Here is a 19,679-nt window from a genome sequence, read left to right as displayed (position 1 = left end):
GAAACTAAGTGCGGCACAGTGCGCGCATCTTTAGATAGAACGGAATCAATTGCGATTCCTTACCAGACACAGTCTGTGCCCTAATCCCGAATTGGACGTGTCCACGTGCTTTCGCCGACGGGAAGAATTGTTTGTGAAAGACGTTCTAGATGGTGAAGGCAGGACATGAGACCCTGCCAAGTGTTTCAACCATCTCTTTTCGGAGTACGTTCCATGCGATGTGTATTTTCAGTTGCGATGATTGTGGGCAGCATATTGGCAAACCTGACCAGTGCGGGTGACAACTGCTCGGCGCAAATTGTTCCGCAGTCAGTCGCGCAGCCCGTACCGCAATCGGTCGTTGTCCAACGCTCTACGATCACGGTGCAAGCGGTGTCGACACCGGTTAGCCCGCAACCACAAAAGCTTGACTCGCTCAAGCAGCAGGTTGATGCATTTACCGAGAACTGTACCAGCGAACGCAAGCTGGCAGAGCAAGTTCTGGCCGGCGCCAAGGAGCAAGTCAGCAAGTCGGAGCAAGCTCAAACTTTGCTGTTCAAACGCATCAGCTTTGTTCGAGACTTGATGAACTCGCCCTGCTTGGAAATCTGCCTCAATGGCCAGATGTACAGCAAAGAGACGATCGCCACTGTTCTAGGCGAGATGGTCGACAACTATGAGAAAGGCGACAAAGGCCACAAGGCACTAACCGAGGCTCTGGTAACGGCACAAACTGGCCTGGAGAAAGCGGTCGAAAAAGAAGGTCGCTGGTTGGCTAATCAGAAAGCCTTATCGGCCAAGGTAGCTGCCATCGCAGACGCGATTAAGCAACGAGATCAGCAGGCTGCTAATGTCAAACGCACAGAAGAGGCCCGCAAAGCCTTAGACGAAGCTTTCAAGCTCGCTGACAAGCTGACCAAAGAGGCCGAAGGCGTTGCCGCGAGCACAACACCAGCACGCGAGATCCCAACCAGCACGGCGCTCAATCCAGCCACCAACGTTGGCAACCAAGTTCAAAGTCTAATTGACCATGTTGAGAGCAACATTCACGAGTAGTCGAAACTTGTGAATTGGCGAACGCCTCGCACGCTACTCGGAAGGGATGGTTCAAACACCATCCCTTCTGCGATTTTTGCCAGAGCGCATTGATAGCAGGAACTGGGTGATTGGCTATCGAGCGGGAACAGCTTCAATGGCAGGCTCAGGTGCGGGTGCCTTGGGCGCTGGTGGTTTGGGTGCGGGCTTGGCCGGCATGGGTTCCATGGGTTGCACGGGGCCTTCTGGATAGTCGCGGCCGTACATTCTGGCTCGACGTGCTGCCGCTTCTTGCTGTTTGTGGATGGCGTACCACTGATTGTTGGCCCAGAACTCGGCGTACAGCCGATGGTAGAACTCGGCGTGGTTCGCACACAGACCGGACCCGGACCCGCAACCGCCACCACAAGAATTACACGCGTTGTAACTCGGCTGAATGATCGGGGCTGAAATAACCGGCGCGGGCGCTGCATGGACATGTCCACAGGGGCAGGTCGCACCCACATGCCCATGTCTGACAACAGCCCCCAGAGGTTGCTGAGCCCAGGTGAGTAGCGGTGTCGAAACCAAACCCAACCACGCGACAATCATGACAGAACGCATTTCAAAAACCCTCAAAAGCAGGCGCAGCAGTACATCAAGTGGTAAACCAAGTGCTCCGGTGGCATCATAGTTACTAGGAATTACAAGTCAAATCTCAGCCAAAGCTGGGCGATCACAGAGACGGAAGTTACGTCCAAAGTCTGGCGACTTCGGCTACGGAATACAGAATGTCCAAAGTCTGGCGACTTCGGCTACAAAGAGTGAAAAGTCCAAAGTCTGGCGACTTCGGCTACAGGAATTGGGGGTTGGCTGGCAAGTTGGGTGGTCGATAGGATTGGTCACGCTGCAATTTTTCTTGAACCGATGGATGAAAGATTGCATCCTGGGGGATCGTTCGGCGTCGGTAGAGATTGGGACCAAACCAGCGCATGCGCGGTGGGGTGCTGTCGTGATCAAATTGTTTGCGAGGTACATACTCCAAGAGGTGCCAAGCGCCGATGGTTGAGTTGTGCGCAGTGGCCATGACATCTGGCCGCGAGATATCCGAGTCGGTCTGGCCTAAGAAGTAGTCGCACTGACGATTAATGAGTTTGCAGCCCTGCTCGGCAGCCTCGTCGTACATCCATTTTAAGGCAATTTTGGCCAGCCCATTATCCAGCTCCGGATAGCCACCGCCGACATCGGCGTGAGCTCCCGCAAACCAGCGCTCTTTGAAGCTGGCGTGTTGCGCAAGTGGGTCGGGCCGGAATATATTAGCGCCGAAACAGGCGCGGTGTTCATCAATCGAAACAGCATGTCGCACATGCACAATCGATGGGTTGTTGGCCGAGTGGGGAACGGTTCTCAAGTTCCAAATGAAACCAAACGAACTGACTGTATCCCATACGCCCACAAAGTGAATTTTGATTTCCTGTTCGAGCCCAAAACTATACTTGAAGCGATTGGCCGAGCGAAAGCGTTTGCCGACCAATAAACTGCGATCATCATCGGCAAAGATGGCCCAGCCCATGCGATCGAGCTCGTCTAATTCCGGACGTGCTAAGCTTAGGAAGTGTATCATGCCCGCCAGCGCCCGCACGGTGTAAGCCCCGCGACTGAAGCCAAAGAGGTAGATTTTGTCGCCCGGTCGATAATGCCGGCACAGAAAACGATAAGCCTTGCAGACATTCTCGCGGACACTGTGTCCGATGCCCATATCCAGCTTGCGGCTGAGTCGTTTACCGAACCAAGTTAACTTGGTCGGATCGGCTATCGTACCGACGCCCGAATCATAAAAGGTCAGTTGCTCGTCGGATCGCTCCAGCGATCGATAAAGTCGCAGTACATTGGTCGAGTCGCAGGTGACATCGTTACTGGTGCCATCGCAACAGATCACGATGTTCTTAGTTCTAGTGTACTCGGGCATGGTTATCTCGCCGGTCGTGTCGGTCCCTACTTGGTTTGTGACAAACCACTGTAACGACCTGAGACCATCGGAGCCACCGCTGCCAAGCGGTGGACGATCAAACCTTATGCAACCACCGTCTGGCGACGGTGGCTACGGCGACGGTGGCTACGGCGACACTTGGCTACGGCGTAAAAGGCGTGGAGCCCTTGACGAACACTATTACACGATATAGTGTATTGCCACGGGAGAGTTGGGAAATGGCAGTCAAGCGGAAGAAGTCAAGTTGCAGTGGCGGCGAGAGCCGATTGAAAAGCCGGCCGTTGCTGTCGCCTGTACAAGCGGCCGGGTTGCAAGCGGTTTTCAAAGTGCTCGGTAACGATACGCGTTTGCGACTTCTGCACGCTTTGGTGCGAGCCGAAGAAATGTGCGTCACTGAATTGGCCAAGTCTTTGGGCATGCGACCTCAAGCGGTTTCGAACCAATTGCAGCGTTTGCTAGACCTTGGAATCTTGGTCGCTCGACGCAGCGGCAACAATATCTATTACCGGATCCACAACGGCTGTGTCGAACCACTCCTAGAACTGGCCTTGTGTTTAACCGAGGCTGATTGCCAGCCCGCGACCAGTCGAGCGATCGCGAACGAATGTAATTCCAAATAACGAGGAGACAAAATGTTGCAGCTCATCGCCCTGGCCTTATTAACCTGGCCAGACTCCGCTCTGTGTGCCGACGGGGTCGACCCTGTCGACAAGAATGCACAAAAAAGTGAAGGCACTTTTGTACAAGCTCTGTGGCTCGTGCAAGCAGTTGGCAGCTGGTCGGATGCTAACGCTAAAGACTTGGCGATCAAAACGCAGTTGTTCCAAGCCCTGAAAGATGGAGCGATTCAGTCCTCCGAAGCAGAGCTGCTGATACCCCAACCGCGATTTGCGACGTTAGCAGGCATCGACAAACAACTTAGTGTAGATGAAATTAAACAAGCAGTTGAGACTATGATTCCAGCTTCCCGTAAAAAACTTGCGCCTGAGACGCTTAAGCATCTAGACCTGCTGACGACCTCTTTTGATATGATCGATCCGTCCCACCACGCGTCGATCGAATCGCTGGCCGGCTGGATTGCTAAAAACTATCAGTCAGGTCATGGATTACATGTCGTGATTGTGTGTACCGGTAATTCGCGTCGCAGCATGATGGGAGCCTGTATGGGGAATTTGGCCGCCGCCTATTACGGTTTCGATGACCTGCATTTTCATTCCGGTGGGACCGAGCCTTCGGCGTTTAACTCGCGAACCGTCGCTACGCTGAAAGCGATTGGCGTCGACATTGAGTCGACCGGGAAAGAAGCGCCGCGTGGGCAGCCACAAACGGCCAACCCTGTTTATCTAGTGAAGTGGGGTGAAAGCTTGCAGGCTGAAGAGTTTTCAAAACACTACGCTGATCCCGTCAACCCTCAATCCAACTTCGCAGCCATCATGGTCTGCAGCGAAGCGGACTCGGAGTGCCCGACCGTCCAAGGTGCCTCGCTCAGGCTGTCGCTGCCCTTTCTGGATCCGAAAATCTACGATGGCAGCAACCTGGAGTCAGCCAAATACGATGAACGCCGCGATGACATCGGTCGCCATGTTCTCAGCGCACTGAGCAAAGCCCGTAACCTCTTGAACCAGCGGTAATCGGTCCACAAAATTTCCTTTTTCCAGGTAAGAGATTCACACCAGCCTGCGTCTCAAGATTGTCTCGGGCTGTTCCGCAGGATTGTCTCCTTTTGCTCCGCAAAAGGAACTGTCCTTTCGCGGAGCGAAAGGAGACAATCTTGTGTTAATCTTTGCGGAAAAGGATGTGTGTCATGCAGGTTGCGAGTCGGATGGTAGTTTTGGGGCTGGCGCAGTTCAGTTTGCAGTTCAGTTTGCAGTTCAGTTTGCTGTTCAGTCTGATGCTCAGTTCAACCTCTAGTCTGACGGGCAGGCTTCGAGCGGCCGAGCCGAAAGCGAATCTTGTTCGCAGCGAATACCGGCCATTGGTGCCTCATCGTTTGATGTCACTGCTGCATGCGCCTGAAGTCCACGAAGAATTGGGATTGAGCACCAAGCAGGTGGCTGATCTCGAAGCTCGGTTTGCGGAAACCGATGGCCAGTGGTTTCGATCGAGAATTCTCAAACCCCAAGAACAATTCGCCGAACTCGATCGACTAGAAGCGGATACTCGGCAATGGCTGGCCAAGAACTTTCAACCATCGCAGGTCTCCCGACTGAATCAACTGGAGTGGCAATCGCTGGGGACGCGAATGCTACTGCGCGACGATTTGGCAGCGAAGCTCAAGCTGACCTCGCAGCAACAACAAAAGTTTGCTGACATCGCCAAGCAGTCCAAGGATGGCCGTGAAGCCAATGAACGCGAGAACAAGAGCTTGCGCACTCTTCTAACCGAAGAACAGCACCGCAAGCTTCCCGATATTGTCGGCCAGGTATTTGATACTCAAAACCTTCGTCGCATCTATCCCTTGGCCCCCGAGTTTGTGTCGGTGGAACAATGGGTGAACTCGGAACCATTGACGCTTAAGTCCTTGCGCGGCAAAGTGGTGCTGGTCCACTTCTATGCCTTTCAATGTCATAATTGCCAAGCCAACTTCGACATCTATCGTCGCTGGCACGACTCTCTCGCTGAAAAGGGAGTCGTCTTGATCGGCATTCAGTCGCCCGAAACGAATACCGAACGCGACCCCAAGGCGGTTTGCAAAGCTGCCCTGGACGAGAAGCTCGAGTTTCCCATTATGCTGGATCTTAAGATGGATAACTGGAACGAGTGGGCCAATACGATGTGGCCTACGGTTTACGTCATCGACAAAAAAGGATATTTGCGTCACTGGTGGCAAGGCGAATTGAATTGGAAAGGTGCCACTGCAGACAAGACAATCGAAGAGGTCGTCAATGCTGCGCTGGCAGAGTGATTTAGACTCCACTCGATTGTGTCAACGGTGCGTGAAGCAGTGAGTGAGCCAGACATGTGGGTGCAGCGCCTCACTGCCCCCGAACCAGAAAGAGGCGAAGCTCTCGAAGAGTTGCGAACGGTCTTGCAGCGTGGCCTGTCACGCTCGCTGAGCAATCGATATGGACGACCGTTTCAAGCCGATGACATTCTTCAAGAAGCCTTGATACGCATTTTGAATTCACTGGATCAGTTTGAGGGGCGTAGTCATTTTCTGGTGTGGGCCATGACGATTGCGACTCGCGTCGGCATCTCTGCGCTACGTCGCAGCTACAGCCGCGAAGTTTCGCTTGAGGCCCTCGATACTCATGATTGCTTGCACATTGATCTTGTCGATCAAGGGAGAACGGATCCGACCAGCCTGGCAGAACGGCGCGAAGTTTTGAGTTTCTTAAACGAGCTGATCGAAGAAAAGCTCACCGCGCGGCAGCGACTGGCGATACGGGCCATGCTGGAAAACGTGGCCATCGATGAACTGGCTCGCAAATTGAACAGTCAACGCAACGCGGTCTATAAACTGGTGCACGATGCTCGGTCGAAGCTGAAACACGGACTTGAGCAACGTGGCTACACAGCCGAACAAATCAGTCGCATTTTTCAAGAAGGTTCGCGCCAATGGCACTGACCAACCAGCAAACAACTAATTTGGTCCACATGATCCTCACCGTCGCCCCTGATGCGATTGACTGCGAAGAGTGTTTTGGACGAGTCGCAGAATACGCTCAGTGGCAGCTATCGCATCAACCGTTGCCTGAGGGGCTAACGGCTATCGAGCGACATTTGCAACAGTGCCCGTGTTGCCGGGACGAATACTTGGCGTTGCTCGAAGGGCTGCGGGCAATCGGGTTTTAAGCAAGGTAGCCACCGTCGCCAGACGGTGGACACGATTCGCGACAACCCGACAAAATAAGCCGTAGGCGTTAGCCTCGGTTTCCGAACGTCACGATGATGGTTGCATTAACCGGGGCTAAACGCCCACGGTTTAGTCGTCCACGATGATGGTTGTAAAAAACCGGGGCTAACGCCCACGGTTTAGTTGAACCGGGGCTAAACGCCCACGGTTTAACCAGCTATTGGGCAGGTTCGCTTTGAGCGCCTTCGGCGATGGCGTAGATTCGATTGCGGTTGGCGATAAACAGCGTGTCATTGGCGGCCACGGGTGTGGTGAAGACAGCGCTATCCATGTTGAACTCGTTAATCTTTTCCATCTTATCCGACAGTTTGAAGATCGCGACTTCACCTTCGTCATCGGTGATGTACACGCGATCTTCGACGATCAAGGGTGAGGCCCAGGAGGCGGCGAACATGTCGTAGGTCCAGTGAGGCTTGCCCGACTTGGCATCCAAACAATGGAACATACCGCTGAAGTCGGCGATGAACAGCAAGTTATTCTTGATGGCCACGGTACCGCAGGTGCGGTGCATGGTCTTGGGGAAATCTTCGGGGTCTTCACCGACGTAATGCCATACTGCCGCCGAGTTGGGATTGTCGCGTTGGAAGTCACCGTCTTTTGCGACCATGGCTTGCAAACGTTTGTGGCCAATCGGCGTTTCGGGTGATTTCGAATTAAAGACTTGGGTGGGGCTCACGTCGCCGCGCTTGGTGGGATCGATACACCACAGGTGACCGTTGCCTTCACCATGTTCTGGATCCTCACCAACGGCGACATACACCAAACCATCATAGATAACTGGCGTAGCAATAACGTGATTGCGAGTGGCGGAGCCGCCCAGCACGTAGAGTGAATCTTTGGGATTGCAGTCAAACTTCCACAGCAGTTTGCTTTTGCCGTTTTCGCCAGCTGGATCGAAGCTGTATAGCCAGCCATCGCCACTACCGAAGATCACTTGTGCCTGGCCGCCCAGTGTGCCATAGGTTGGCGAAGACCATTGTCCGTGTAGGACATTGGGGCCCGGCGAATTGTCGGTCCACAAGACTTTGCCAGTTTCGCGGCTCATAGCTATAAAACTTGGTGCGTTACTGGCCGGCAGATTAACGTGTCCTTCGTCCACACCGTTGGAAGTGTTAACAAACAGCATGTCGCCAGCGCAAGTGACTGAGCAGCTGCACATGTTGTGCTGCGATACGCCCAGTTGCTTCATCATGTTGACTTTCCAAATCACATCAGCTTCATCTTTGTTCTCGTTGGGTTCTTCTTTGAATGGCCCATCGTTTTCGCCGTCGTGGAAGCCCTGAGTATCCAGGCACACCACTTCACCGCGATTGGTGACGTACCATAGCTTTTCTCCATCGACCAGCGGAGCGGCGCATACGCCTTGATCGGGCCAGTCATGCACGCGGCCGGTGGGCAGTTTTTCGTTGGAGTGTTGCCACAGGAACTTGCCATCTTTCTCTGAAAAGCAGACCAGGCAACCCAAATCGACGGTCGCTGGGTAACGTTTCAGATATCCATGGCCGTTGTTGGTACCCACATAAACTTGTCCATTGGCAACCACTGGGTTGCCATAAGTTTCTGAGCCGAGGGCAGCGGACCACTTAACGTTCTTGCCCGATTCGACATCCCATTCGGTGGGAATGTTCGTCGCATCAGGTGTGTTGTTACGTAGGGACGAACCCATGAATTGAGGCCAATCCTTGGGACCGACCTGCAGTTCCTTGATGAGCTTCAAAGATTCTGCAGTCGGATCGTACTGAGCATGCACGCCCGCACTGGTGGCTAGTTGAGCCGCCAGTCCGAGGCACAGGGAAAGCCAAAGTCTTCGCATGATGGTTAACCTAATTTCAAATTCAAATTTTAGATATCAACTATTGGGCGTTACAGTTACGTTGTCGATGTAATATTCAGCCACACTGGCGTTGCCGAACATTCCAGGGCTGCCTTGCAAGTTGGGCGTCTCGTCAGTGGCTTCAATGCTCCAAGCTTCTGGTTCGCTTTCGCCCCGCGGCCAGATTTTGCCTTTGAGCGTCACACCGCCAGCACCGGTTTCAGCTCGGAATTTCATGGTGTACCACTTGTCGTTTTGCCATTCGAATGGGATGCGTTTAGCGAATCGCAACTGCAAACGCGAGGTCCAGGAGCGAATCTCTAGTTCATTGTTGCCCATCAAGTCCAGGGTGTAACGCTGGTTGATAAGGCCCATGTCGGGTCGTCGTTCGCCATCTTTGGGAGCATAGAAATCTGCTTGCACGGTGTAATCGTGGAAGCGTGTCCAACCCATCCAGCTCTGACTGCGGGTTCCCTTGGGGATCGTCTTTACTTTAACTAGTACGGACTCACCTTCAAAATCGATCGGTTTGTGCCGGTAAGCAACTCCGATCCAGGTGGGGGGAACCTGTTTGTCATTGAAGTCGAATTTCCATGGCAGCACTGGAATAATTCGAACTCGGGCCGCGCTAGTCAACTCGCCGCTTTTGGCTGTGACCTTGGCGACCTGGTGGGCCGCATCGGCATTGGCCTTGAAAGAGCCGCTCTCAACTGCCGCAGGGCCTTCAACCGCGAACTGGGCATCGTCGATGACTTTGATGAACTGACCAATCTTGTTGTAGCCCCGCACCTGGTACTTAAACTCTTGACCGGGTTTGACGGTGGCTTCAACCGGTGCGATTTGAATGTGAGCGATCTGCAAGTCTTGATCGCGCGGTGTTTCGGCCGGCGGAGGCGGTATGGGATCGGCTTGAGGCTGGCTGCCTTCCTTGCCGATGCAGTAGAGTGCCTTGGTCGTGGCCACATAAATGCGACCGTGCGAAATAACGGGCGACGCAAAGATCTCTTCGCCATTGAGACGCACGCGGGCAACTTCTTCTAAGCCATTTTCCGTTGGCTTCAGTACCCAGTAATTGCCGGTTTGTTCGGTGACATAGATCTTGCCATCGGCCGTGACAGGTGAACTGAAGACGATGCGTCCCAGTTTCTTTTCACCTACCAGCTTGCCGCTGGAGCGGTCGACGATCAGCATTTGTCCGCCGTCTTCCATGAAGTAGACACGGTCGCCGATCACGGCCGCTCCGGAACGGCTGACAGTTTTCTTGGGGATCTTCCACAGTAATTTGTCTTCGCCGATCTCACCTTCAGCTCGGCCATCAAAAGCCAGCACCGCACCCAGCACATCAGTGTTGCTGACATTGCGTTCGCCGTGGCCGATATAGACAATGTTGTCGACGACTACTGGTGGTGAATTAAGTCCGCGGGTCGAAGCGTGATAGCTCCAGATCGTTTTGCCGGTGCGAGGTTGGAAGGCATAGACTGAACCATCGCCGGCACCCACGACCATCGCGGCTTGACCATTGAAAGTTGTAAAGATCGGCGTACTGTAGGTGGTATCTTCGGGCCGCAATCGCGTGCTCATGAACCACACTGCCGCGCCGGTGCGTTTATCAAACGCTACGAAACGGTGAGCTGGAATGGCATTTTCGCCGTATTGCGTCATCACACCGCTGATGATCACCAAGTCATCGAAGACGACTGGAAAGTTCGTACGACCGCCGTAGGTGCTCAGCATGCCGTACTCTTCGCTCATCGAGTGTTCCCAAATGAGCTTGCCGGTGTTGCCATCCAGGCATTGGAATTGGCAACCCAGTCCGAGCACAAATACGTTGCCGGTGGTCGGATCGCCTACGACACTCGACCAACCCACGCGTTCGGCTGGGGCATCGGAGAGGTACACATTGTGAACGCTTTCCCAAACGAGCTCGCCCGTAGCTGCATCCAAGCAGACGGTGCTTTCACCTTCCTTGGTCGTTTCAGCTTCGTGGCGGCAGACGAGATAGATCTTGCCATTCATCACGATCGGCGTCGATCGCGAAGGATACTCGGTCTTAGACCACAGCAAGTTCTCACCCTTGGGAGACCATTTATCCACCAAGTCCTTTTCGCGCGAGACACCATTCATTTCTGGCCCGCGCCACATGGGCCAGTCCAGCGGATCGGCCGCCACGGTGAAGCCGGCGGCCACCTGCACCAAGGCGATAACCAATAATCCGAAACCATATTGCCAACGACTGTTAGCGACACTGGTTAGATGTCGCCACAGAGTATCCAGACGCGTCATCTCGATCCCACCCTTACTCGATTGAATTCAATGGAACGATCTCCTGCAGACCCCTAGTATCTTCAAAAGTCCGTACAACCTGCAAGGTGGGGCAAAAGAGGAGGCTGGCTCAACAACTCCAACCGCACTGGTCAAATCCCGTCATCGAGCGTAGTCAAACTAAATCGAATTCCAGTTAAACGGCATTAACAATGTCGAGATTCCACGATTTCATTTGACAATCATCTCACACAACCTACGGTTTCTATAAGAAGTTGCTTTTCTAACCCGTTCCCTGCCCTAGAGTACGCCAAAATGCAGAATCTGAACCGCAAACTCGTCCGTTTCTTCACCAGCGAAGATGGCCCAACTGCAGTGGAATACGCTGTAATGCTGGCCCTGATCGTGGTTGTTTGCTTGGGTGCCATTACATCCATCGGCAGCCGAGCCCGCACGACGTTTACGAACGTCGCCAACCAATTGGGTGGCTAATCGCCCAGGATTTCAAATTTGAACTCTGACAATTGGAGAGCTGTTACAATATCGGAGGCCGCCTGTCACCTCTATCTGACCTGAGCTCCTCCGATGTTTCACCTCCCGCCTCAGCCATGCCTTCTAGGCATTACTACAATCGCGATTTTTTTGCTCGCTGCTGGTGCAGTTTATGGCCAGCAAGAATGGAGTCGCTTTCGCGGCGAAAACGGTTCGGGAGTGGTCGCCCAGTGCGCCGCTCCGCTGCCGTGGAAAGATACGGATATCGCCTGGCGCGTTAGCTTGCCTGGTAAAGGCAACGGCTCTCCCATCATTCATGGCGAAGCTGTCTACGTGATGAGCGCCGACCCAGATACGGCTGAGCGCTATCTTCTCAGCTACGACTTGAAAAGCGGCGTCGAGCGCTGGCGAGCCAGCTTTCCATCCAGTCCCCATCCGCTGCATGCCCGCAGCAGTTATGCCTCCTCGACACCCTGCGCTGATGAGAGCGCAGTGTATGCTGCGTGGGGTGCGCCAGACGGTGTCGTGCTGAAAGCCTTCACGCATGATGGCAAGGAACTTTGGTCGCGCACTATGGAGCGTTACCTCAGCCAACATGGCTTTGGTAACTCTCCGATGCTGGCCGATGAAAAACTGATTCTTGTTAACAGTCAAGATGCTGAAGAGCTGCCCGCTGGTGTCGATCCCGGTCAGTCTCGCATCACCGCGTTTAATCCCAAGTCCGGCGAAACGATTTGGGAAACACCGCTGCGCACGACGCGTGTCTGTTATGGCGTGCCGGTAGTGATCGAAGATGAAGCGGGCCGTAAGCAACTACTCATGAACGAAACGGGTGAAGGTCTCTTTGCTCTGAATCTTCGAACCGGCGAGCGCGTCTGGAATCGCAAGACCTTTACCAAACGCTGCGTCTCCAGCCCAGTGGTCATCGGTGGCTTGGCTATAGGTACAGAAGGTTCCGGTGGTGGAGGGAACGTATTGTTTGCGGTCGATACCAATCGCAGCCATGAATTGGTTTTTGAGATGCGCAAAGCCGCCCCCTATGTGCCCACGCCGGTGGGCATAGGTCAGTTCATGTTCACTTGGGACGACAAAGGCATCGTCTCTTGCGTACTGCTACCCAGAGGCGAAGTGCTGTGGAGCGAGCGTATCGGTGGCAATGTCTCCTCCTCTCCCGTTATCGCCGGCGATAAACTAATCGGTGTCAGCGAAGAGGGCATCGTCACCATCCTGGCCGCGGATAGCCAGTTCCATAACTTCGGCAAAGTGGCTCTAGGTGAAACGACCCGCGCTACGCCCGCACTCCACGCTGATTGTGCTTTGTTTCGCAGCGATTCCACTCTTATTCGTGTTGGCAAATGACCGCCTCGCTCAATCGACAGGTATTGCTGCCGCTGGTAGGAGCCTGTTTGATTGCGGCTATTGGACTGGCCACACTCAGTTTTTCATGGGCCGATCGACAATCGGCCTCCGAGAGTCGAGCCCGACTGGCGACCGTTTCCAAGACGCTGGCCGATACGTCATTTCCCATCGATGCGCGAGTGCTCGAGATACTGCGGAACATCAGTGGACTAGAGTTCGTCGTCTGTGACAGCAATGCGAACTTGCGCGCACACAGCGCGGGTATCGACCAGGCAAACGCCACGCAAGTATTGGCACAACTCAGCCTGCACGACGCAGCCCAACGGACTTTTACCAATCTATCGCTCAGTCAACCACTGCAACTGGGCGAGCAGTTTTACCGAGTAGCGACACTACTGCGACCATCGAGCCCAGATCGGTTGATGATCTTGTTGGAACCGCAAGCCAAACGACAGGAACAGCTCACGCAATTGGCGCTGATGCCGCTGCTGACCGGCCTGGCTACATTGATGCTGGTTGGCGCGGTGGCCCTGGCTGTCTCCCAGCGGTTAGTGCATCGCATCGGAGATGTTGAGCGGCAGGTGCAACGGATCGCTCAGAATCAATTGCAAGAAGTAACGATCGCCGGACCCGATGACGAAGTGGCCAGCTTGGCTCGATCGGTTAATAGCATGGCTAGCGAATTGCGCAGCATGTGGCGCACGATTCGCGAAACCGAACGCTCGCGACTGCTCAGCCAAGTCGCCAGCGGACTGGCACATCAACTTCGCAACGCCATCACCGGCATTCACCTGGCGGTACAACTCCATCGCCGCGATTGTCCGCTCAGCAATCAAGAGAGCCTGGCAGTGGCTGAAAGCGAACTGGCCCGCACGGCAGCCTACATCCAGCAACTCTTGCACTCCGCCGCCGGTAGAAAGCAAACAATCGAAGCAGCGCCGCTCTGGGCAGTCATCGATCAATCGCAATCGTTGCTCGAGACGATCGCTCAGCATCGTCGCATTTCCCTCAAGTGGCAGCGCGATGCGCAAGCTGAGTCGATCACCATTAAGGATTCACAGCTCCTTCGCTCGGCGGTCATGAACCTGGTGCTCAATGCACTCGATGCGGCTGGTGCTAGTGGCGATGTGACGGTGCAGACTGAACGTTTGTCGGCAACCAATAAGACGCGCATCACTGTCAGCGATTCAGGGCCAGGACCAACACCAGAGATGAGCGAACATATATTTGATCCGTTCGTATCCAGCAAACCCGAAGGACTGGGCGTGGGACTGGCCGTCGTCCGCTCCGCTGCTGAAGTACTAGGTGGCACTGTTCGGTGGCAACGAATCAATCAACGCACTGTCTTCGAATTTGAAATCTGATGTCTGAGCTCGGAAGCTTTAAGCAGGAGGCGGTGGTGGCGGAGTGGCGAACTTCGGAATGGCTGGTTCGGGCAGCTCTTTGACCAGCCGCTGAATAATCTTCTCGTTGGTCAGACCGTCGGCTTGAGCTTGGAAGTTAGTGCTGATGCGATGTCGCAAGACGGGCACTGCGATCCTACGCACGTCGCCGAAGTCGATGCTGAATCGACCATCCAGAGCTGCCATCGCTTTGGCCCCGTTGATCAAGAACTGTCCTGCCCGCGGACCGGCACCCCAATCGACCATGTCTTTGATAAAGCCGGGCGCCCGCTCGTCAGCTGGCCGCGTGGCGCGTACCAGGTGAGCCACATATTTCACCACGTGCGGACTGACGGCCACGCTGTGAACAAGTTTCTGAATGTTCAAAATTGCCCGGGCCGTGAGAATCTTGTTGACTTCGGGTTTTTCATTGCGAGTGGTGGCCAGCAGAATCTTCTCTTCCTCATCGGCGGTGGGATAACCGACTTGGATATTGAACATAAAGCGATCCAACTGGGCTTCCGGCAGCGGATAGGTGCCTTCTTGTTCGATCGGGTTCTGGGTAGCGATGGTAAAGAAGGGATCGGGCAGGGTGTAGGTTGAGCGACCAACGGTGACTTCGCGCTCCTGCATGGCTTGCAACAGAGCAGCTTGAGTCTTGGGCGGCGTGCGGTTGATTTCGTCGGCCAGCAGAATGTTGGTGAAGATCGGCCCTTCAACAAAGCGAAATTCGCGCTTGCCCGCTGCATCTTCGTCCAGCACATTGGTGCCCGTGATGTCCGAGGGCATCAGGTCAGGCGTGAACTGAATGCGCTTGAAGCCGACATCCAAAATGCGGGCCAGCGAACTGACCATTAACGTCTTAGCCAGACCCGGCACACCTTCCAGCAAACAGTGACCGCGGGTAAAAATGGCTGCTAGCAATTGTTCGATGACTTCTTCTTGGCCAATCACGACCTTGGCCAGCTCTTGGCGCATGACCGAGCTGTGTTCACGGAACTCGCGAAGCAGATCACCGATGTTCTTGGGCTTGGTCGACACGCAATAGACCTTGTCGAGGCACTATAATAAGTATGTAGTCACCGAGCGGGCTTCTCTTTTTTGACGCAGGGACTGCTCGCACCGCAGACGACCACGCGCAGAAAAGCATCGCTCATGACACATTGTTACCGAAATTTGCTTCGCTGGGGACCAGCCATGCATCGAACGTCGTTCACCTTTGTGCTGGCGCTCCTGGCGTGGGTGGGCGGTGCGATTCAATTGCCCTGGCTTACCCAAAGTGTGCAAGCTCAAGGGGTTTTGCCTGCTGGGGCCGGCGGTGCCAAGCAACTGGATAGCGCCAAGGTGGAAGCGGCGATCCGGCGGGGCGTGACCTATCTCTGGAATGTTCAAGCCGATAATGCCGATGGCGGTTGGCCGGAATATGGAGGCTACAACTACGGAGCCAGCTCACTGGTGGTGTTGGCCTTGCTCAACTGCGGAGAAAAAGCCGATTCGGTCAAAATGCGCAAAGCCCTCAACTACTTGCGTCGAGCCGAGCCGCAAATGACGTATACGGTCTCGTTGCATACGATGGTCTTCTGTGCGCTGGGTTCTAAAGCTGCCGAGGATCTGCCGATCATCGAAAGGAATTGTCGATGGCTGGTCAAGATGCAACAAGAAGACGGCGGCTGGGGCTATCCCGAGGGTAACACCGATCCATCCAATAGTCAGTTCGCGCTGTTGGCGTTGCATGAAGGTCAGCGCGTCGGTGTGCGACTGGCCGACGATCCGGTACAGAGCCAACGCGTCTGGAACGAGTGTTACGCCAATGCCGAGAAGTACTGGCATAGTATCCAAGCTGACGACGGTGGTTTTCCCTATCGCAATGAACCGGGGAGTCGAGGCAGCATGACCTGCGCGGGCATTGCCTCGTTGATCATCACGGCCAGTCAGTTGAGCAGTCTAGAGGCCCAGATCGACAATGGGCAGATCGCTTGTTGCGGAGGTGGCGACGACCGTAAAAATCGATTGCAGGCGGCCATGCGTTGGCTTTCCGCTAACTTTGCGGTCAACACCAATCCCATGCACAGCAATTGGCACTTTTATTATCTGTATGCGCTCGAGCGCGCCGGCCGAATGACGGGCACCCGGTTTATTGGCAACGCCGATTGGTATCGCGAGGGCGCGGCCGAATTGCTTGGTCATCAACAGCCGGGAGGCTTGTTCAATTCGCATTCCACCGCAGAGCGCGATCCACAAGTCAACACTGCTTTGGCCCTGCTGTTTCTCGCCAAAGGCAAACGACAGGTGGTCATTAGCCGAATGGAGCATAGCCCTCGCAATCGCGAGGACTGGAACATTCATCGTCAGGCGTTGCAACATTTGACCATGGCCACCGAAAGTGTCTGGAAGCGCGAGCTGGCTTGGCAAACGGTCGATATCGCCGATGCCAGTGTGGCTGATTTGCTCGAGACGCCGGTGCTTTTCATCAGTGGTCGTAAAGCGCTAGAACTCAACGAGGCGCAGCGCGACAAGTTGCGTGAGTATGTTGAACAAGGTGGATTCATCTTTGCTGAGGCATGCGATCAAGACGGTTGTATGGGGGCAGCCTTCGAAGAGTCCTTCAAAAAATTTGTGGTGGAAACCTTTGATAAACCGCTAGAAAAGCTGTCACCCGATCATCCAATCTGGAGCGTGGAAGCGCGAGTTGATCCCAAGAACTTGCCGCACGATTTCTGGTTGTACGGAGTGCAATCGTGCTGTCGCTTGGGTTTGGTTTATAGCCCGATCAGTCTTTCATGCCGCTGGGAATTGAATGCGCCGTATGGTCTCAAGCTAACTCACACACCTAAGACGCAAGCCGAACTGGATAATGCTACCAAGATTGGTATCAATGTCCTGTCCTTTGCCACGGGCAAGCAGTTGAAAGAAAAACTCGATGCAGTGTCGGTGCTGGAAGGTGATTTGCCTTCGCCGCCCGGTGATCGCAATACGCTGTTGATTCCCAAGCTGGAACACGGTGCCGGTGCTGACGATGCGCCGCGATCACTATCAAACTTGATGCTCTGGCTAGACCGCGAGAACCCGTTCCAGATCAGCAACGAACACCGCATGATTTCCATCTCGGAACCCGAACTGGAAAAATATCCAATCGTATTCATGCATGGTCGCGGTACGTTTAAGTTGAGCGAAAAACAACGAGCTGCCTTGAGGCGTTACTTTGAAAACGGTGGATTCTTGTTCGCCGATGCCATTTGCGCGAACGAAGATTTCGCCGTCAGTTTCCGGCGCGAAATGGATTTGATCTTGCCTGGTAAACCGCTGGAGCCATTATCGGGCAATCATCCAATGTTAACCGCCGAATATCGAGGTTACGATGTGCGGCAAGTCACCATACTCGATCCTACTCCGGGTCAGAACAAATTGATCACGGGCGAGCGGAAAACAGTCCCCAAGTTAGAAGTGATTCGTAATGGAGATTTGATTTCAGTTGTGTTTTCACCCCTAGACATGAGCTGTGCGCTGGAGAGTCGACACTCACTGCAATGCCGAGGCTATGTGCGCGATGACGCCGCTCGACTTGGCATCAACATCATCCTGTTTGCGCTACAACAATAACCGCAGGCATTGGTCGCCCACCCTTCTCGATACACCACCACACGACGCTCGCGTCGCAAAAGCACTGAGGCTAAAAAGGACAATCGGTGATGCAGGAAAATACGGTCCCAGATCCGCGGCTAGCGTCTGCGGCTGATGGAAAGAGCCAACAGAATGTGTGGCGTTCAGTCGGTGGTCCGGCGCTGGCTAGTTGCGTGGCGCTGTGGGCTGCGCAGCCGCCACTAGGCTGGAGCGTGCTGGCATGGTTGGCCCCGCTGGGGCTGATCAGTCTGATCGATCGGCCAGCCAGCCCAGGCAGGCAGGGGTATTTCATACTGTGGCTGGCAGGTTGCGTTTACTGGTTGGCAATTCTGCAAGGCATTCGTTTAGCCTTCTGGCCTTTGTACTTTGGTTGGCTAGCGCTCAGTTTGTATTTGGCTATTTATGTGCCGCTCTTTGTGGCCATCGCGCGAAACTTGACGACTTACTGGAAGGTGCCTTTGGTTTGGGCTGCGCCTATCGCTTGGACTGGATTGGAACTGTGGCGCAGCTATTTGTTGACAGGCTATGCTGCTTCGACGCTAGCGCATTCGCAGTATCTGAATCCACTGGTGCTGCAACTGGCCGATCAGTTGGGTGGATATGGAGTCAGCTTCATCATGCTGGCTACCTCGGTCGCTATCTATCGTTTGGTTCAAGGTTCGGTAGCCCGTGCGCAGCCGCGACCGCTGTCGGACCTGGTAGTCGCTGGATGCTGGCTGACGCTGCTGCTGGGATATGGTGCTTATCGCACGAGCGAAGGCGATCGATTGGAAGAGTCTGGCCAGCCCCTGCTGAACGCCGCGCTCATTCAAGAGAATACGCCATCGATGTTCGATGCTGACCCCGATCGCTTACTGAAGGCTTGGACGCGGTACGCAGGCAAGAGTGCCGAAGCTTGGAAGTCGCATCCGCAAATTGATGTCATCATTTGGCCCGAGTCGACTTATACGGCCATGATTCCTTGGACCGAGGATCACACCGTTCGCGACATTCCCAAAGAGCTGAAGGATCTCAACTACGATCGTTACGCGCTGCGCGATAAAGTGGCCGACCTGCAACAGCAGTTTCAACGGAAGACACGCGAACTGCAAGATAATTTACGCCAGGTTCAAACAGCAGTCGCGCTGGCTGACCCACCGGGTGCTGCCAGCGCAGGGCAAGTTGTGCCTGCTGCCGCGATTGGATCCGATGCCAGTATTGCCGCGCTACCGCATTTGCTGGTCGGCAACGATGTGATGGACATGCACGATACTAAGGTCAATCGCTTCAACGCCGCCCTGTTGATTGATCCCGCTGGCCAGATTGTCAATCGTTATGAGAAGATGCACCTGGTCATGTTTGGAGAATACATTCCGCTGGGATGGGCACTCAAATTCTTAGGCGATGCCTTCGGACTAGCGCCGACGGATGCGGGCACGACGGCTCGCGCCTTTGAGATCGGCCAGGTTGTGCTCGCCCCGAGCATATGTTTTGAAAGCATGATGCCGCAAACCATGGCCTGGCAGTTGCGATCGTTGAAAGCCATCGACAAGGATCCCGATGTGCTCGTCAATGTGACTAACGATAGTTGGTTCCGCGGTTCATCCATGCTCGATCATCACTTGGCTTGTGAGGTCCTCTCTGCCATCGAACTGCGTCGGCCGTTTATCATCGCGGCCAACACTGGCATCACCGCTTGGATAGCCGGTTCGGGGCGTATCATCGAGCGGCTCGAGCGTTTACAGCCTGGTTACATTATCGCTCAACCCAAACGCGACAGCCGCTGGGGCTTAACGCAACTATGGGGCGATTTGCCTGCGTGGTGCCTGGCGATAATTTGTTTCGTGTCACCTCTGGTGACTTTTGGTTGGGAGAGATCGAAGCGCGCACATTAACTAACCAATTGCAAAGAAGGGCCCGGGCGTGCAAGGT

General features: G+C 54.5%; 16 protein-coding genes. 11 read left to right on the top strand and 5 right to left on the bottom strand.

Features of this window, described 5'->3' with window-relative positions:
• The first annotated feature begins 213 nt into the window (after positions 1-213).
• Positions 214-1,035: a hypothetical protein gene (locus tag SH573x_RS25440; RefSeq protein ID WP_479350860.1), complete on the top strand. Its 822-nt coding sequence runs from the start codon at positions 214-216 to the stop codon at positions 1,033-1,035.
• Positions 1,036-1,149: 114 nt separating this feature from the next.
• On the opposite strand, the gene SH573x_RS25435 is transcribed toward SH573x_RS25440, so the two are convergent.
• The gene (locus SH573x_RS25435) at positions 1,150-1,617 is read right to left on the bottom strand and encodes a hypothetical protein (protein WP_479350859.1); all 468 of its coding nucleotides are present in this window, start codon (positions 1,615-1,617) and stop codon (positions 1,150-1,152) included.
• A gap of 229 nt (positions 1,618-1,846) precedes the next feature.
• Positions 1,847-2,962 carry a T6SS phospholipase effector Tle1-like catalytic domain-containing protein gene (locus SH573x_RS25430; protein ID WP_479350858.1) on the bottom strand — a complete coding sequence of 372 codons (1,116 nt, stop codon included), beginning with the start codon at positions 2,960-2,962 and terminating at the stop codon, positions 1,847-1,849.
• Positions 2,963-3,201: 239 nt separating this feature from the next.
• Here SH573x_RS25430 and SH573x_RS25425 point away from each other — a divergent pair, with 239 nt between their 5' ends.
• The 5 genes from SH573x_RS25425 to SH573x_RS25405 all read left to right on the top strand — a co-directional run bounded on the left by SH573x_RS25425 (position 3,202) and on the right by SH573x_RS25405 (position 6,778).
• Positions 3,202-3,603, top strand: coding sequence for an ArsR/SmtB family transcription factor (locus SH573x_RS25425; RefSeq protein ID WP_479350857.1), 402 nt, complete (start codon positions 3,202-3,204; stop codon positions 3,601-3,603).
• A 12-nt stretch (positions 3,604-3,615) separates the two neighbouring features.
• On the top strand, positions 3,616-4,614 hold the full coding sequence (locus SH573x_RS25420; protein WP_479350856.1) for a low molecular weight phosphatase family protein: 999 nt from the start codon (positions 3,616-3,618) through the stop codon (positions 4,612-4,614).
• 173 nt (positions 4,615-4,787) lie between these two features.
• The gene (locus SH573x_RS25415) at positions 4,788-5,888 is read left to right on the top strand and encodes a redoxin domain-containing protein (protein ID WP_479350855.1); all 1,101 of its coding nucleotides are present in this window, start codon (positions 4,788-4,790) and stop codon (positions 5,886-5,888) included.
• Positions 5,889-5,927: 39 nt separating this feature from the next.
• Complete coding sequence (locus SH573x_RS25410; RefSeq protein ID WP_479350854.1) at positions 5,928-6,551, top strand: RNA polymerase sigma factor; 624 nt, start codon at positions 5,928-5,930, stop codon at positions 6,549-6,551.
• Complete coding sequence (locus SH573x_RS25405; RefSeq protein ID WP_479350853.1) at positions 6,542-6,778, top strand: hypothetical protein; 237 nt, start codon at positions 6,542-6,544, stop codon at positions 6,776-6,778. Before SH573x_RS25410 ends, SH573x_RS25405 begins: the two co-directional genes overlap by 10 nt.
• A gap of 218 nt (positions 6,779-6,996) precedes the next feature.
• Here SH573x_RS25405 and SH573x_RS25400 read toward each other — a convergent pair whose 3' ends face one another.
• Positions 6,997-8,652, bottom strand: a complete 1,656-nt coding sequence (locus tag SH573x_RS25400; protein ID WP_479350852.1) for an outer membrane protein assembly factor BamB family protein — start codon at positions 8,650-8,652, stop codon at positions 6,997-6,999.
• Positions 8,653-8,688: 36 nt separating this feature from the next.
• A complete protein-coding gene (locus tag SH573x_RS25395; RefSeq protein WP_479350851.1) occupies positions 8,689-10,935 on the bottom strand; it encodes an outer membrane protein assembly factor BamB family protein in 2,247 nt (748 codons plus the stop codon).
• A gap of 294 nt (positions 10,936-11,229) precedes the next feature.
• Here SH573x_RS25395 and SH573x_RS25390 point away from each other — a divergent pair, with 294 nt between their 5' ends.
• From SH573x_RS25390 to SH573x_RS25380, 3 genes are all read left to right on the top strand, one after another.
• Positions 11,230-11,406, top strand: coding sequence for a Flp family type IVb pilin (locus SH573x_RS25390; protein WP_479350850.1), 177 nt, complete (start codon positions 11,230-11,232; stop codon positions 11,404-11,406).
• A gap of 150 nt (positions 11,407-11,556) precedes the next feature.
• Complete coding sequence (locus tag SH573x_RS25385; RefSeq protein ID WP_479350849.1) at positions 11,557-12,765, top strand: outer membrane protein assembly factor BamB family protein; 1,209 nt, start codon at positions 11,557-11,559, stop codon at positions 12,763-12,765.
• Positions 12,762-14,129, top strand: coding sequence for a sensor histidine kinase (locus tag SH573x_RS25380; protein WP_479350848.1), 1,368 nt, complete (start codon positions 12,762-12,764; stop codon positions 14,127-14,129). Before SH573x_RS25385 ends, SH573x_RS25380 begins: the two co-directional genes overlap by 4 nt.
• Before the next feature lie 18 nt (positions 14,130-14,147).
• Here SH573x_RS25380 and SH573x_RS25375 read toward each other — a convergent pair whose 3' ends face one another.
• Complete coding sequence (locus SH573x_RS25375) at positions 14,148-15,158, bottom strand: AAA family ATPase (protein WP_479356807.1); 1,011 nt, start codon at positions 15,156-15,158, stop codon at positions 14,148-14,150.
• Between the two features lie 186 nt (positions 15,159-15,344).
• On the opposite strand from SH573x_RS25375, the gene SH573x_RS25370 reads away from it, so the two are divergent.
• Entirely contained in the window at positions 15,345-17,747 is a 2,403-nt protein-coding gene (locus tag SH573x_RS25370) for a DUF4159 domain-containing protein (RefSeq protein ID WP_479350847.1), read from the top strand.
• 89 nt (positions 17,748-17,836) lie between these two features.
• On the top strand, positions 17,837-19,642 hold the full coding sequence (locus SH573x_RS25365) for an apolipoprotein N-acyltransferase (protein ID WP_479350846.1): 1,806 nt from the start codon (positions 17,837-17,839) through the stop codon (positions 19,640-19,642).
• Positions 19,643-19,679: the final 37 nt, after the last annotated feature.

This window comes from Rania fehmarnensis (assembly GCF_056494185.1).
The sequence above is the reverse complement of the archived record's forward strand: the minus strand, read 5'-3'. Positions and strand labels throughout refer to the sequence as shown.

Coding starts and splice junctions, on each gene's coding strand:
- SH573x_RS25440 (WP_479350860.1), top strand. CDS start 214: ATGCGATGTGTATTTTCAGTTGCGATGATTGTGGGCAGCATATTGGCA.
- SH573x_RS25380 (WP_479350848.1), top strand. CDS start 12,762: ATGACCGCCTCGCTCAATCGACAGGTATTGCTGCCGCTGGTAGGAGCC.
- SH573x_RS25420 (WP_479350856.1), top strand. CDS start 3,616: ATGTTGCAGCTCATCGCCCTGGCCTTATTAACCTGGCCAGACTCCGCT.
- SH573x_RS25395 (WP_479350851.1), bottom strand. CDS start 10,935: ATGACGCGTCTGGATACTCTGTGGCGACATCTAACCAGTGTCGCTAAC.
- SH573x_RS25370 (WP_479350847.1), top strand. CDS start 15,345: ATGCATCGAACGTCGTTCACCTTTGTGCTGGCGCTCCTGGCGTGGGTG.
- SH573x_RS25430 (WP_479350858.1), bottom strand. CDS start 2,962: ATGCCCGAGTACACTAGAACTAAGAACATCGTGATCTGTTGCGATGGC.
- SH573x_RS25390 (WP_479350850.1), top strand. CDS start 11,230: ATGCAGAATCTGAACCGCAAACTCGTCCGTTTCTTCACCAGCGAAGAT.
- SH573x_RS25425 (WP_479350857.1), top strand. CDS start 3,202: ATGGCAGTCAAGCGGAAGAAGTCAAGTTGCAGTGGCGGCGAGAGCCGA.
- SH573x_RS25400 (WP_479350852.1), bottom strand. CDS start 8,652: ATGCGAAGACTTTGGCTTTCCCTGTGCCTCGGACTGGCGGCTCAACTA.
- SH573x_RS25415 (WP_479350855.1), top strand. CDS start 4,788: ATGCAGGTTGCGAGTCGGATGGTAGTTTTGGGGCTGGCGCAGTTCAGT.
- SH573x_RS25435 (WP_479350859.1), bottom strand. CDS start 1,617: ATGCGTTCTGTCATGATTGTCGCGTGGTTGGGTTTGGTTTCGACACCG.
- SH573x_RS25405 (WP_479350853.1), top strand. CDS start 6,542: ATGGCACTGACCAACCAGCAAACAACTAATTTGGTCCACATGATCCTC.
- SH573x_RS25365 (WP_479350846.1), top strand. CDS start 17,837: ATGCAGGAAAATACGGTCCCAGATCCGCGGCTAGCGTCTGCGGCTGAT.